We start from the raw sequence: 13821 nt of genomic DNA, 5'->3' as shown, positions 1-13821 counted from the left end.
GCTTGGTCTGGCACGGGTCAGGGTCGTGCTATGCCATCTTCGTGGCTTGTTTGATGGGCTCGATCTGTGCCGAGCTCCTGTGCCGTGGGGCTATCTATCATGTGCAGATAAAGTTCCCATTCTCCGGGCAAGCGAAGGGCCTGCTGGGCAAGATAAGGGAGCGTCAGGCCCGTCGCGGCATGCGGGATGGGTCAAGTTGACGCACCCGGGGGCCGGAGTGGGTCATTTGGTGCCTTTTCCTCGTCGGCCAGCGCGCTTCGCTCGGTCTGGGCCACGTCCTCCGGCGACGTGGCGTTCGCGTCATCCTCCGCCGCCGGATCGGCAGGCTGCACTGTCGAGGGCTCGGATGCGGGGTCGTCGGGCGAGAGCACCTTGTCGCGTTCCTGACGCAGCCATTGACGCATGCGCTCTCCCGTCTCGGGCGCCATTTGCGTCAGTTGCGAATAATCGTCGTCGTAATCGTCGAGCCCGTCGCGCACGTTGTAGTTGCCGACCTTGAACATGCGGCGCAGCGCGCGGCGTTTGAGCATGTCGCCGACACCCGGCAGCAGGAAGGCTCGGAAGTCGTCCCCGGCGCCCAGCGCGTCGGGATCGGGCAGTTGTTCGTCCAGCGGGCGCTCCGGGTCATAGCCGGGAATCAATGCAGCGGCGCGCGTCGAGGGCTCGGGCGCTGTCTCGGCGGCTTCGTCGCTTTCGGTCTCGTCGACGGCGGGCTCCTGCGGCGCCTGGTGAGCGCTTTCGTGCTTGCGCCGCGACCAGCGTTGCATAAAGCTCATGGGGTTACTCCTGGTGCTGGCGAGCGCGTCCGGCGACCGCGCGTTTCTTCTTGCGACCGGCCTCGATGCGCTCGCCGTGGCGTGCCAGATAGGCCTCGAGCCAGGCTTGTATCGCCAGTGGCATCGGGGCATCGAGGACCTGGGTGTCGCCGTCCAGCCAGTTGGCGGCGACATCCTGGCTTGCGGTCATCTCGCGTGGCTGGGGTCCCTCGTCGGTGGCTTCGCAACGCACGAACAGGCGTGGCTGCTGCGAGTCGAGGTTGAAGCGATAGGCCGTGCGTTCGGTCAACATCAACGTGAGGGGCAGGACGTAGGGGCCATTGTCGTGACAGCCCATGGAGGCGATATGCCAGGCCAGCGAGGTAAACCCCTTGACCTCCTGGCGCTGGCTCGCCAACGCGAAGCTGATATGTCGCAGATTGTCGTCGGACGCCATCTCGTGTCTCCCTGTGGCATGCATCGTGTGGCGGTATCGAGACCGTCATCACCCGTGTCTTCATCATATAGCAAGCGGCGTGCCTGACAGGCAGGAAAATACGCTGTCGTTGTGGCGTCAGTTGGATTTCCCTTGGGCATGCGTGTCGTGCTTTGGGTATCCTGACGTCACGAAAGAGGAGGAAGCATGTCCAACGCAGTGCAGAGCCAGGTAGTGCTGAGCCGGGCGCGGATGCCAACCACGCTGGAAATCACGGTGACCGACGAGTACGGCCAGTCGCGTCGTCAGGCCATCGCCGCCGAGCGTGCCTTGACCGTCTACTTGAATCGCCAGGAGATCGTCACTCTGATGACGCTGGGCGCCGAGCCGGAAGCGCTGGTGCTGGGGTATCTGCGCAACCAGGGCTTGCTGAGGCGGGTGGAGGACGTCGAGGCCTTGCAGGTCGACTGGGAGGTCGAGGCAGCGGCCGTGGTGACGCGGGCCTTGCCGGAAGATCTCGATGCACGCCTGGCGCAGCGAACCGTGACCACGGGGTGTGGCCAAGGCACCGTATTCGGGCGTCTGCTCGACGCCACCGATCTGCATCCGCTGCCGAACGCGGCGTTGTCGCAGGCGGTGCTCTACCGCCTGCTCGACGACCTGGGGCGCTTCAACGAGACCTATCGCAACGCCGGCGCCGTGCATGGCTGTGCCCTGTGCCGTCAGGATCGGGTGCTGGGATTCGTCGAGGATGTGGGGCGCCACAATGCGGTGGATACGCTGGCCGGTCGGCAGTGGCTGGCGGCCCTGGGCGAAGGCGCGCCGGAAGATGCCGAGCTGGCCTCGGCCGACATTTTCTACACCACGGGACGGCTGACCTCGGAAATGGTGCTCAAGGTCGCGCAGATGGGGATCAGCGTGCTGGTCTCGCGCTCGGGCATGACCCAGAAGGGGGTCGAGCTGGCCAAGCGCTTCGGCGTGCTGCTGGTGGCCCGCGCCAAGGGGCGGCATTTCCAGGTCGTCGATGACCAGGCGCGCCTGGTGCTGGATGCCAAGCCCGCGCCGCGTCCCGGCGACAAGGCGGCAACGCGCCGCAAGGGCGACGCATGAACGATACGTCCTCGACTTCGCCGTTTCTCAACGTGCATCAGGTCGCCGAGCTGCTGCACCTCAACGAAAAGAAGATCTATCAGCTCGCCAGCGATGGGGCGATCCCGTCCACCAAGGTGACAGGCAAGTGGCTGTTTCCGCGGCGCCTGGTCGAGCAGTGGATTCTCGAGTCCTGCCACCACGGCGTACTGGCCGATCGCTTGATGGTCACCGGAAGCGACGACCCGCTGCTGTCGGCGCTCATCATGCGCCTCAATCAGCAGCAACAGGGACATGCCTTCTACGGCTACAGCGTGACCGGCACGCAACTGGGCCTGTCCCTGCTGTCTCAGGGGCGTGCGGATGTCTGCGCGATTCACTGGGGGCGGGCCGAGGAAAGCGAGTTGCGCCACCCGGCACTGGTACGAAGCCACAGCGGTTATCGGCACTGGGTGCTGGTGCGCCTGTTCCGTCGCAGCCAGGGGCTGATCATTCGCCCCGAGGATCGACATCAGCCACATGACCCGTCGGGACTGTTCGGCGCCGGACGTCGCTGGGCGGTGCGCCAGGAGGGGGCGGGGTCGCAACGCTTTCTCAAGGAGTGGCTGGCGGGCCACCAGTTGCGGCTCGAGCAGCTCAATACCCACGCCGTGGCGTACAGCGAGCGCGAGATCGCCTCGTTGATCGCCCGTCACGATGCCGATATCGGGCCGGGCACCTTGTCGGCTGCCAATGAATTCGGCCTGGGGTTCATCCCCATCACCGAGGAAGCGTTCGATCTGGTGACGCCCCGCAATGTGTACTTCCGTTCCCTGTTGCAGCAGATGTTCGATTATCTGCACAGTGCTGCCGGCCTGGCGCTCGCTCAGTCGCTGGGCGGCTATACGCTGGCCGAGTGTGGCAAGCTGCTTTGGCGGGGCGACGACGTTCAGCATACCTGACTGATTCGCCGGGAAAACAGGGGGCGATGTCCGGTTGTATCGCGGGACAGGGACGGTTATTTTTCCGTCGGGCGTACATTATTTGAAACGATGCCTCGCCCCGACTTCAATAACGTAGTTCCAATAAAACGTAGTTCCAATAATGAGTATCGCGATGAATCGAACGAAGGCTTCTCAAGGGGCAAGCGAACTGACTCGCGTGCTGGCGCGCAAGGACGTGCTGGCACTGGCGTTTGGGGCCATGGTCGGCTGGGGCTGGATCGTCATGACCGGCAACTGGATCCAGTCGGCAGGGAGCATGGGCGCCATTCTGGCCTTTCTCATCGGCGGCGTGGCCATCGTGCTGGTCGGGTTGACCTACGCCGAACTGGCCTCGGCGATGCCGCAGGTAGGGGGGGAGCATGTGTACAGCTATCATGCGCTGGGGCATTTCGCTTCCTTTCTGTGTACCTGGACCATCGTGCTCGGCTACATGAGCGTGGTGTCGTTCGAAGCCGTGGCGTTGCCCACGGTATTCGAGAACCTGTTCCCCGGCTATGCCGTCGGCCATCTCTGGACGATTGCCGGATGGGACGTCAAGGCTACCTGGGTGGCGGTCGGCGTCATCGGCTCGGTGATCATGATGGCGATCAACTACATCGGCATTCGCACGGCGGCCCTGGTGCAGAAGCTGGTGACCGTGCTGATTCTGGTCGTGGGCGTGATGTTCATCACGGGAGCACTCTTCACCGGCGAGACCGTCCACATGGAGCCGTTGTTCAACGTCGAGAGCGGCCTCGTGGGCGGCATCATGACGGTCATGATCATGGTGCCGTTCATGTTCGTGGGCTTCGACGTGATTCCCCAGGCAGCGGAGGAAATCAATCTACCGTTTCGCGACATCGGCAAGGTGCTGATGATCTCGGTCATCCTGGCGGTGTTCTGGTATGCGTTGATCATCCTGGGGACGTCGCTGATGCTCGATCCGCAGGCGCTGGAAGCCTCCACGCTGGCGGTACCGGATGCCATGCAGGCCGTTTTCTCGGCGCCCTGGGCCGGCAAGCTGATGGTGCTGGCAGGGATCGCCGGCATCATCACGAGCTGGAACGCCTTCTACATCGGCGGCTCCCGCGCCGTTTACGCCCTGGCGCACGCGGGCATGCTGCCGGCCTTTCTGGGCAAGCTGCATCCGCGTTACAAGACGCCCAGCAATGCGGTGATCATGATCGGCGCCGTGTCGTGCCTGGCGCCGTTCTTCGGGCGTCCGATGCTGGTGTGGCTCGTCGATGCCGGCGGGCTGGGCATCGTCATCGCGTACCTGTTCGTGGCCTTGTCTTTCCTGGTGATGCGTCACAAGCGTGCCGACATGCCGCGCCCCTTCAAGGTGCGCTATGGCAAGGCGGTGGGCATCGTCGCCGTGCTTCTGTCGCTGGGAATGGTGAGCCTTTACCTGCCGGGCAGCCCCTCGGCGCTGCTGCCGATCGAGTGGGTCGTCTTCGGGGCCTGGATGCTGCTGGGACTGGGGATGTATCTCTGGTCGCGTCGGCGCTATGGCGTGGCGTACAGCGATCGCATGATGGCGCGCGAACTCTCCGGTGACAGCGCGGTGAAAGACATCGAGTGATTGTCGCCGTGCATGAGTCGCCACGATGACAAGACGCCCGGCCTCGTGCCGGGCGTCTTGCGTCAGGCGTTCTCGCCTCGCGTGCAGACCGAGAGCACGACGGCGTCCGTCTCGCTGACGGAGATCAGGGCGTGTCCCATGTCGCTGTCGAAGTAGATGCTGTCGCCTTGGGCAAGGTGCAGGGGTTCGTAAAACTCGGTGTAGAGCCATATGTCGCCGTCGAGCACCATCAGGAACTCTTCTCCGTCGTGGCGCACCCATTCGCTGAACTCGTTGAAGTCCCGCGCACGCACGATGGTCTTGAACGGGATCATGCGCTTTTGTGCCAGCTGCCACGACAGCAGCTCATGCTCGTAGGTCGGGGTGGGATGCTGCTTGCCCTCGCCGACACGTGTCAGGTCGCGGCGTCCCAGGGTACGCGATTGCGGTTTGGGTGGCGTGAGCAATTGCGGCAGGTCGATCCCGAGGCCGCCGATGAGCTTCTGCACGGCACTGAAGGTAGGCGATATCTGGTCGTTCTCGATCTTGGAAAGGGTCGAGCGTGCCAGTCCCGTGCGCTGACTGACGTCTTCCAGTGTCCAGCGGTTGGAGAGGCGGATTTCCTTGAGGCGCTCGCCAAGGCGTAGCGGCTCCACGAATGCTTTGCGTCCGGAGGCGATACGCAGAGCGGCTTCGCTATCGGTCTGGGTGGCCATGGCATTCCACGATAGGAAATAAAGTTTCCAGCAGGATACCACAGCCGCGAGGGGGCGGCGCGAGGGGGCTTGTCAGGGATGGCCCAGCGGCAAACCCAGCAGCGCCTTGAGGTGGGCCTCGACGCTGGTGGCCAGGGAGTCCAGGTGATAACCGCCCTCGAGGGCCGACACCAGGCGACCCTCGGCATAGACGCGGGCGATATCGAGCGCCAGCTGCGTCACCCAGTAGTAGTCGTCTTCGAGCAGGTTGAGGCCGCCCATGGGATCGTCGCGATGCGCGTCGAAGCCCGCCGAGAGCAGAACCAGCTGCGGTTTGAAGGCTTGCAGGGCGGGGAGCCACTGGGCCTCCACGCGCCGGCGAAACTCATGACCATCGGCGCCTGCCGACAGCGGCGTGTTGAGCACGTTGTCCCATTGACCCTGTTGATAGCGCCAGGGATAGAAGGGGGACTGGAAGCTCGAGCAGATCAACACGCCCGGATCGTTCTTGAAGATGTCGACCGTTCCGTTGCCCTGATGGACGTCGAAATCGAGTACCGCGACACGCTCCACGCCATGACGCTGTCGCGCATGCGCAAGCCCCACGGCGATATTGTTGTAGAAACAGAAGCCCATGGCCGTGCCGCGCTCGGCATGATGACCGGGCGGACGCACGGCGCAGAAGACATTGTCTGCCTGATGACGGAACACCTGGTCGACGCCCCGCACGACCGCACCGGCGGCCAGGCGTGCGGCGGTCAGGGTGTCCTGGCCCATGTGCGTGTCGCCGTCCAGCTCGTGCAGGCCTTGCGTGGGGGCGTGCGCCTCGAGGGCATCCAGATATTGCGGGGAGTGCGCCAGGGCCAGGGTCTCCCGCGTCACGGGCGGTGCATCGGACTGCATGGTGTGGGTCAGGATGCCGGTCAGGGCCAGACGCGCCCGAATCGCCTCCAGACGCTTGGGGCTCTCGGGATGCGTCGGCCCCATGAGGTGCCGCATGCAGTGGGGATGGGTAATGTATGCCGTGATCATGCGGGTCTCCGTCCAAAGGACACCATACAGAATAGGACGATTGATGCATGCTGTCCGCGTGCGACCTTAAGGCCTGATAGGCTGTAGGAACAGTGCCCATAGGTCGAACGCGGCGCATGTCGACGTCGACGGCATCGCGTGATGCCGACGTGACGTTCAACGCGCCCGAGCGTGATGTTGGGGCGTCAGGATCGATTGGCGGGAGAGATTGCTGTGGGAACGCGTTTTCTGCGTCACTTCTTCGAGCCGCATAGCGTGGCGGTGATCGGAGCTTCGGAAAAACCCCATTCGATGGGCGGGATGGTGCTCGGCAACTTGCTCGAGGCCGGCTTTCCCGGTGCGTTGTGGGCCGTGAATCCGAGCGGCTACGCGACAGTGCATGGCGTGTCCTGCGTCAGGCGCATCGGCGACCTGCCCGCGATTCCCGACCTCGCCATTCTGTGCAATCCGGTCGAGGGCGTGCCGCGCAGCATCGAGGCACTGGGCAAGCTCGGGGTCCGCGCGGCCCTGGTGCTCTCCGGCGGCTCCTACCTGGATGACCGTACCCAGGACGGCGGTTCGTTGCGTGAGCGCATGCTCAAGGCGGCACGGCGATCGGGCATCCGGGTGCTGGGCCCCGAGTGCCTGGGCATCGTGGTGCCGGGGAAGAAGCTCAATGCCACTTACGCCAGTCAGCCGATCAAGGCGGGGCGGGTCGCCTATCTCGGCCAGTCGGGGATGCTCGGCAATGCCATGATCGATTGGGCGGCGGGGCGCGGCATCGGGTTCTCGCATCTGGTGACACTGGGCGACAGCGTCGATGTGATGCTCTCCGACCTGATGGATTACATCAATCAGTACTCGCCGACGCGGGCATTGCTGCTGCACCTGGAGCGCGTGCACGATGCCCAGCATTTCATGACGGCGCTGCGCGATGCGTCGCGCAACCGGCTGGTGCTGGCGATCAAAAGCGGGCGTAGCGCACAGTCGACGCTCGATCACGAGACGCAGACGCCGGGCATCGACAACCGCGATGTGGTCTTCGATGCTGCCCTGGCGCGCGCCGGCGTGGTGCGCGTGGACAATTCCGATGAGTTGTTCGATGCGCTGGAGACGTTGACACGCATGCGTCCGCTGCGGGGCGATCGCCTGGCCATCGTCTCGAACGGTCTGGGGCCGGCACTGCTGGCGATCGACAAGCTGGTGATGGCGGGCGGCAAGCTGGCGGAACTGACCGCCGCCACGCGCGATGCGCTGATCGCCGGTGAATTCGACGTCAGCATGCCGGGGCGCAATCCCGTCGATCTGGGCGGCAACGCTTCGCCCGAGCGCTTCGTCGAGGCACTCGAAATCGTGGCCGCCGATACGCAGGTGGATGCCGTGCTGGTCGTGCATGCCCCCACACGCATGGCGCCCTCGAAAACCACGGCCGAGGCATTGATCGCCAATCGCAAGCGCTTCAAGCGCAACCTGTTGACCAGCTGGATGGGGCTGGCGGAGGCGCTCGATGCGCGTCACGAGTGCAACCTGGCGGGGATACCCACCTATATTTCCCCGGAGAAAGCGGTCAAGGCGTTCATGCACATGGTGGACTACCAGCGCGTGCAGACCCTGCTTCAGGAAACGCCGCCCAGCCTGCCGTTCACCACGCAGCCCGACATTCGGGCACGCTGCCACCGACTGATAGCATCGGCCAAGCAGCGGGGACGGGACCGGCTGACCCACCAGGAAACCGCCGAGGTTCTCGCCGCCTATGGGATTCCGGCCGCGCCGAGCCAGTATGTGTTCGGCCCCGAGGAAGCGTTCCGCGCGGCTCAGACCCTCGATGGCCCGATGGCACTGAAGATCGTGCATGCCCACAATTGCGTGCCATTCCGTTACCGCAAGCATCCCCACAAGCTGTCCGCGGGCTTGTTGCAGGATCTCGAGACACCGGAGCAGGTCGCCGACGGCGTGCGCCGCCTGGGCGACAAGGTGCGCGAGAAGTTTCCCGAGAGCCCCATCTTCAGCTACTGCCTGCAGCGCATGCAGCGCGGCAAGGCGTCGATGCAGTTCTGCGTGGGCATCACTCGCGACCCGGTATTCGGGCCGGTGATCCTGTTCGGTATCGGGGGCTACAAGATCAACGTGCTGGCGGATCGTCACGTGGCGCTGCCGCCGCTCAACATGACCCTGGCCAGGGAACTGGTCTCGCGCACTCATGCCTACCGCTTGATTCGCGAGCATGCGGCCGATCCGGAACGGGACATCGAGCGTCTCTGCCAGTTGCTGGTCAAACTGTCGCAGATGGCCTCGGACCTTCCCGAACTTCAGGGGCTGGAGCTCAACCCGTTGCTGCTCAATCGGGACGGGGTCGTGGCCGTGGATTTCGCCATGGACCTGGGGGCACCGGCGCGGCATGCGATCATGCCGTATCCCGAAGAGCTGCGCGAGTGGGTGACACTGGAAAACGCCATGCAGGTCGAGGTGCGCCCCATCCGTGGCGAAGATGCCCCGTTGATCACGCTTTTCCATGAGCGTCTTTCCGAAGAAAGCATTCGCTTTCGCTACTTCCACCACAAGGCCGACCTGACCCAGCGCGACCTGTCGGTGCTCGCACAGATCAACTACGACCGTCAGATGGCGTTCATCGCCGAGCACGAACGACCCGATGGCAGCAAGGAAATGCTGGGCGTGGTGCGTGTCTGGAACGATCCCGACAACATTCGCACGGAGTTCTCGATCATCATCCGCGACGACATGCACGGCCAGGGGCTGGGCGGCCTGCTGATGGAGAAGATGATTCGGTACTGCAAGGGCATCGGGATCCTCGAGATGGTCGGCACGGTCATGCTCGACAATCAGCCGATGCGGGCCTTGCTGAAACACCTGGGATTCAGTTTTCGCTATAACGTGGACGAGCAGGTGGTCGAAGCCACGCTGCGCCTCAACGAACCGAGCAGTGACTGGCAGCGGCACCGTCTGGAAAGTCATACGGACTGAAGGAGATCCCCCGATGGGCGTCACTCGGTGGAGGGCGAGGGGGTGGCGGCGTGCCCCTCGCGGGGACCGATGTCGCGATGAGACCGGTAGAGGTCGGCATCGGGGGCCTCAGAGGGCTGCGCCGACGTACCATGTCCTGGATCCTGGGGTGTCTCCGTGCCGCGTCCGGCGACGCTTCGGGTTGTTGAACCATGGATCAATCATCAGTTGTTTTTATTTGAAGCGTTATCAATAAGTGGGTATGATCCGATACCAAACATAACGAAATTTTATCTTCATGATCATTTCCCATCATCTCCATGACCATAACAAGAGCCAGGAGACCGACCCGCCAGGTACTCGCAACAACGTCGCACTGTAATGTGACGCGGCGACACTGTTGAGCGCGCTCCTTTTTTCAAAGGGGCATGGCGATGACTTGACCAAAGCAGGCAAGCCTATGACCGAAACGGATGAAACCAACGAAAGCAATATCAAGATTCAGGTACGCGGCCTGAGCAAGGTGTTTGGCTCCCAGCCAAAGAAAGCGCTCGAATTGCGCAATCAGGGAAAGAAGCGTCCCGAGATCCTCGAAAAAACCGGCCAGACGCTGGGGCTTTCGAACATCGACTTCGATGTGCGTGAGGGCGAGCTCCTCGTCATCATGGGGTTGTCGGGGTCCGGCAAGTCGACGCTGATCCGCTGTCTCAACCGACTGATCGAACCCACCGAAGGCGACATCATCATCGATGGTCAGAACATTCCCAAGCTCAACGAGAAAGAGCTGCTGGAATGTCGCCGTCGCCACTTTTCGATGGTATTCCAGAACTTCGCGCTGTTTCCGCACCGTACGGTGCAGGAGAACGCCGAGTACGGCCTCGAAGTTCGCGGTATCGAAAAATCCTCGCGTGTCGAAAGCGCGCGTAACTCCCTCAAGCAAGTCGGCCTGGAAGGGTGGGAAGACGCCTATCCGAACCAGCTTTCCGGCGGCATGCAGCAGCGGGTCGGTCTGGCACGCGCGTTGGCCAACGACTCCACCGTGATGCTGATGGACGAAGCCTTCTCGGCGCTGGATCCGTTGATCCGCAAGGATATGCAGCAAGAGCTGATCGAACTGCAGCATCGCATGAAGAAGACCACGATCTTCATTACCCACGACCTCGACGAAGCGATCAGCATCGGTGACCGCATCATCCTTCTCAAGGATGGCGAGATCGTCCAGAGCGGCACGCCCGAAGAGATTCTGACGCGTCCCGCCGACGATTACGTGGCTCGCTTCGTCGAGGGCGTGGACATGTCACGCGTGCTGACAGCCACCAGTGCCATGCGCCCCGTGCGCGCGACGGCGCGCGACAGCGACGGTCCCCGTACCGTGCTGCGCAAGATGAGCGACAATGGACTCGATTCCATCTATGTCATCGGGCGTGATCGCACCTTGCTGGGTATCGTCGGGGTCGACGATGTCGATGCGGCCGCCAAGGCCGGCAAGGATACGATTCACGAGTTGATCCACGATGACTTCCCGAAAGCCGGGCCGGATGAACCGATGAACAATCTCTTTGCCATGTTCAGCGAGAAAAGTTACCCGATCGCCATCGTCGACGAAAATCAACGCCTGCTGGGCGTCGTCGTGAAGGGCGCGGTACTCGAACAACTGGCTGAAGCGGGAGAGCACTGATGGCGATCGATATTCCACGCATCCCCCTCGGCGATAGCATCGAGGGCGGACTCGACTTTCTGACCACGAATTACTCGGTCGTCACACGTGGCATTTCACGTGTCACCCAGACCGGTATCTCGGCACTCAACGATGCGCTGATGTGGCTGCCCGAGTGGGGGCTGATGGCCATCATCGCGCTGATTTGCTGGCGGGTCGCCAGCGTGCGTCTGGCCATCGGCTCGGTGCTCGGGCTGGCCCTTATCTGGAATCTCGGCCTTTGGGATCCGATGATCGAAACCCTGACGCTGGTGGTGATCGCTACCTTCGTGGCGGTGATCATTGCATTGCCATTCGGGGTGTTCGCGGCATTGTCGGATCGTTTCTATAGTCTGATCATGCCGGTACTGGATTTCATGCAGACCATGCCGGCCTTCGTGTACCTGATTCCCGCCATTCCGTTTTTCGGGATCGGGTCGGTGTCGGCGATCTTTGCCACCGTGATCTTCTCGATGCCGCCGGCGATCCGCTTCACTACGCTGGGCATTCGCCAGGTACCCAAGGATCTGATCGAGGCCGCCGATGCCTTCGGTGCCACGCGCAGCCAGAAGCTGATCAAGATACAGCTGCCGCTGTCGCTGCCGACGATCATGGCCGGTATCAACCAGACGATCATGCTAGCGTTGTCGATGGTCGTCATCGCGGCGATGATCGGTGCCGATGGCCTGGGTAGCGAAGTCTGGCGCGCAATTCAGCGTCTGCGCCCGGGTGACGGCTTCGAAGCCGGTATCGCCGTGGTCATTCTGGCCATGCTGCTGGACCGTATCACGCAGGCGGTTCGCAAGAAGTAAGCTGACAAGAGTCGCAAGCAAGGCGCCTCGTGGCGCCGGATGTCGAGCCCAGGCTCGACGAGGGCGCGGCCTGCGGGTCGCCGCCCGATAAAATCTCCAATCCATAAGAGAAGGGGAATGACGATGACACGCACTTCACTGACGAAAGCCGTACGTTGCGGGGCCCTGATGATGGCTGCCGGCGCAGGGCTCAATGCGGGCATCGCACAAGCGCAGGACAGCAAGGGTGACATCACGCTCGCGTACGTCGAGTGGTCTTCCGAAGTCGCTTCCACCAACGTGGTGCGCGCGGTGCTCGAGGAGCAAGGCTACAACGTCGAGATGTCGTCACTTTCCGCCGCTGCCATGTGGCAGGCCGTGGCGTATGGCGACGCCGACGGCATGGTCGCGGCATGGTTGCCGTCGACGCATGAACAGTACCTCAACGAGGTCGGCGACAAGGTCGAAGACCTGGGCGCCAACCTCAACGGTACGAAGTTGGGTCTCGTCGTCCCTTCTTATACCGATATCTCGTCCATCGATGAACTCGATGACAAGGCGGATATGGTCAACGACGAGATCGTCGGCATCGATCCGGGCGCCGGTCTGATGAACCTGACCGAAAAGGCCATCGAGGAATACGATCTCGGCGACGAGATCAACCTGCAGTCGGGTAGTGGCGCCACGATGACGGCGGCGCTGGACAGCGCCATCAAGAACGACGAGGACATCGTCGTCGCCGGCTGGACACCGCACTGGATGTTCGCGCGCTGGGACCTCAAGTATCTCGAGGATCCGAAGAACGTCTATGGTGGTGCGGAGCACATCAACACCGTGGTGCGCCAGGGGCTGAAGGAAGATATGCCGGAAGCCTATGCGATCCTCGACAACTTCGAGTGGACGCCGGAGCAGATGGGCGAAGTCATGCTCATGAACCAGGAAGAAGGCTCCGACCCGTACGAAAACGCCAAGAAGTGGGTGGAAAACCATCCCGATGTCGTCGCCGAGTGGGTGAACGGCGACAGCTGATTGGCAATGTCTGGCGCCTTCTGGCGCCAGATGCTCGTATCGAAAACGCCCGGTCCATTGGACCGGGCGTTTTCGATGCTGGCGAGGCCACATGCCATGAGACGTGGCGTTTCAGGGCGCCAGGCGGGTCTTGCTCCAGGCGGCATCCTGCTCATGGTAACGATAGCGGATGCGATCATGTAGCCGATTGGGTTGCCCCTGCCAGAATTCCAGCAAAAACGGCAGGACCCGATAACCTCCCCAGTGAGGCGGACGCTCCACCGTTTGTTCGCCGTAGACCTGCTCGAAGCGCTGCTTGCGCTCCTCCAGCCAGTCGCGGTCGGGAATTTCCACGCTTTGCTGGGAAATCCAGGCACCTAGCTGGCTGTCACGGGGCCGGTTGGCGAAGTAGGCATCGGAGACCTCGGCACTGGCCTTTTCCACGCGGCCCTCGATGCGTATCTGGCGCTGCAGCGTGGGCCACCAGAAGACCAGAGCGGCATAGGGAACGTTGGTCAGCTCGCTGCCTTTGTGGCTCTGGTAGTTGGTGAAGAATACCAGCCCCTTGTCGTCGAGCTGCTTGAGCAGGACCACGCGCGCGTGGGGGAGTCCCTGACTGTCCACGGTGGCCAGCGTCATGGCGTTGGCGTCCTGCGTCTCGTGCTCACGTGCGGCGGCAAACCACGTCTGGAACAGGTCGAGGGGCGAAGCCGGCGCACTCTCGACGGAGAGCGTTTCGCCGGCGTAATCGCGTCGCAGGTCGGCGATGTCGTAGTTCATGGTCGTTCTCTCCTAGAGGATCATGTCGTGTTGGCGTGCTGCGCCCCAAGCCGGTGCCGGGGGGCGTTTCCGTCAT

12 protein-coding genes are annotated in these 13821 nt (G+C 62.8%); 7 read left to right on the top strand and 5 right to left on the bottom strand.

Features of this window, described 5'->3' with window-relative positions:
* Positions 1–191: 191 nt before the first annotated feature.
* Both CSAL_RS09700 and CSAL_RS09695 read right to left on the bottom strand, forming a co-directional pair.
* Entirely contained in the window at positions 192–776 is a 585-nt protein-coding gene (locus tag CSAL_RS09700) for a DUF3306 domain-containing protein (protein WP_011507209.1), read from the bottom strand.
* A gap of 4 nt (positions 777–780) precedes the next feature.
* Complete coding sequence (locus tag CSAL_RS09695) at positions 781–1212, bottom strand: DUF3305 domain-containing protein (protein WP_011507208.1); 432 nt, start codon at positions 1210–1212, stop codon at positions 781–783.
* A 186-nt stretch (positions 1213–1398) separates the two neighbouring features.
* Between CSAL_RS09695 and CSAL_RS09690 the strand changes: the two genes are divergently transcribed.
* The 3 genes from CSAL_RS09690 to CSAL_RS09680 all read left to right on the top strand — a co-directional run bounded on the left by CSAL_RS09690 (position 1399) and on the right by CSAL_RS09680 (position 4824).
* On the top strand, positions 1399–2301 hold the full coding sequence (locus CSAL_RS09690; RefSeq protein ID WP_011507207.1) for a formate dehydrogenase accessory sulfurtransferase FdhD: 903 nt from the start codon (positions 1399–1401) through the stop codon (positions 2299–2301).
* Positions 2298–3221, top strand: a complete 924-nt coding sequence (locus CSAL_RS09685; RefSeq protein WP_011507206.1) for a substrate-binding domain-containing protein — start codon at positions 2298–2300, stop codon at positions 3219–3221. Before CSAL_RS09690 ends, CSAL_RS09685 begins: the two co-directional genes overlap by 4 nt.
* Before the next feature lie 154 nt (positions 3222–3375).
* Positions 3376–4824, top strand: coding sequence for an APC family permease (locus CSAL_RS09680; protein WP_043558316.1), 1449 nt, complete (start codon positions 3376–3378; stop codon positions 4822–4824).
* Positions 4825–4886: 62 nt separating this feature from the next.
* Here CSAL_RS09680 and CSAL_RS09675 read toward each other — a convergent pair whose 3' ends face one another.
* Positions 4887–5519: a helix-turn-helix domain-containing protein gene (locus CSAL_RS09675; RefSeq protein WP_011507204.1), complete on the bottom strand. Its 633-nt coding sequence runs from the start codon at positions 5517–5519 to the stop codon at positions 4887–4889.
* 72 nt (positions 5520–5591) lie between these two features.
* Positions 5592–6530 (bottom strand): histone deacetylase family protein, encoded by a 939-nt coding sequence (locus tag CSAL_RS09670; protein WP_011507203.1) that lies wholly within the window; start codon positions 6528–6530, stop codon positions 5592–5594.
* A 213-nt stretch (positions 6531–6743) separates the two neighbouring features.
* Between CSAL_RS09670 and CSAL_RS09665 the strand changes: the two genes are divergently transcribed.
* The 4 genes from CSAL_RS09665 (at position 6744) to CSAL_RS09650 (ending at position 12986) form a co-directional block, all read left to right on the top strand.
* Positions 6744–9491, top strand: a complete 2748-nt coding sequence (locus CSAL_RS09665) for a bifunctional acetate--CoA ligase family protein/GNAT family N-acetyltransferase (RefSeq protein WP_011507202.1) — start codon at positions 6744–6746, stop codon at positions 9489–9491.
* A gap of 439 nt (positions 9492–9930) precedes the next feature.
* Complete coding sequence (locus tag CSAL_RS09660) at positions 9931–11148, top strand: quaternary amine ABC transporter ATP-binding protein (RefSeq protein ID WP_011507201.1); 1218 nt, start codon at positions 9931–9933, stop codon at positions 11146–11148.
* Positions 11148–11978 (top strand): ABC transporter permease, encoded by an 831-nt coding sequence (locus CSAL_RS09655; RefSeq protein ID WP_011507200.1) that lies wholly within the window; start codon positions 11148–11150, stop codon positions 11976–11978. Before CSAL_RS09660 ends, CSAL_RS09655 begins: the two co-directional genes overlap by 1 nt.
* Before the next feature lie 123 nt (positions 11979–12101).
* Positions 12102–12986 carry a glycine betaine ABC transporter substrate-binding protein gene (locus tag CSAL_RS09650; RefSeq protein ID WP_011507199.1) on the top strand — a complete coding sequence of 295 codons (885 nt, stop codon included), beginning with the start codon at positions 12102–12104 and terminating at the stop codon, positions 12984–12986.
* Between the two features lie 111 nt (positions 12987–13097).
* Here CSAL_RS09650 and pdxH read toward each other — a convergent pair whose 3' ends face one another.
* Positions 13098–13745: a pyridoxamine 5'-phosphate oxidase gene (gene pdxH / locus CSAL_RS09645; RefSeq protein ID WP_011507198.1), complete on the bottom strand. Its 648-nt coding sequence runs from the start codon at positions 13743–13745 to the stop codon at positions 13098–13100.
* Positions 13746–13821 lie beyond the last annotated feature (76 nt).

The sequence above is a fragment of the Chromohalobacter israelensis DSM 3043 genome (assembly GCF_000055785.1).
GTDB classification, from domain to species: Bacteria; Pseudomonadota; Gammaproteobacteria; order Pseudomonadales; family Halomonadaceae; genus Chromohalobacter; species Chromohalobacter israelensis.
This window is presented reverse-complemented; position numbering and strand designations above follow the sequence as displayed.

Bases quoted from the DNA above. Each gene is read 5' to 3' on its own strand.
- CSAL_RS09680 (WP_043558316.1), top strand. From the start codon at position 3,376: ATGAATCGAACGAAGGCTTCTCAAGGGGCAAGCGAACTGACTCGCGTG.
- CSAL_RS09675 (WP_011507204.1), bottom strand. From the start codon at position 5,519: ATGGCCACCCAGACCGATAGCGAAGCCGCTCTGCGTATCGCCTCCGGA.
- CSAL_RS09655 (WP_011507200.1), top strand. From the start codon at position 11,148: ATGGCGATCGATATTCCACGCATCCCCCTCGGCGATAGCATCGAGGGC.
- CSAL_RS09685 (WP_011507206.1), top strand. From the start codon at position 2,298: ATGAACGATACGTCCTCGACTTCGCCGTTTCTCAACGTGCATCAGGTC.
- CSAL_RS09700 (WP_011507209.1), bottom strand. From the start codon at position 776: ATGAGCTTTATGCAACGCTGGTCGCGGCGCAAGCACGAAAGCGCTCAC.
- CSAL_RS09650 (WP_011507199.1), top strand. From the start codon at position 12,102: ATGACACGCACTTCACTGACGAAAGCCGTACGTTGCGGGGCCCTGATG.
- CSAL_RS09690 (WP_011507207.1), top strand. From the start codon at position 1,399: ATGTCCAACGCAGTGCAGAGCCAGGTAGTGCTGAGCCGGGCGCGGATG.
- CSAL_RS09695 (WP_011507208.1), bottom strand. From the start codon at position 1,212: ATGGCGTCCGACGACAATCTGCGACATATCAGCTTCGCGTTGGCGAGC.
- CSAL_RS09660 (WP_011507201.1), top strand. From the start codon at position 9,931: ATGACCGAAACGGATGAAACCAACGAAAGCAATATCAAGATTCAGGTA.
- pdxH (WP_011507198.1), bottom strand. From the start codon at position 13,745: ATGAACTACGACATCGCCGACCTGCGACGCGATTACGCCGGCGAAACG.
- CSAL_RS09670 (WP_011507203.1), bottom strand. From the start codon at position 6,530: ATGATCACGGCATACATTACCCATCCCCACTGCATGCGGCACCTCATG.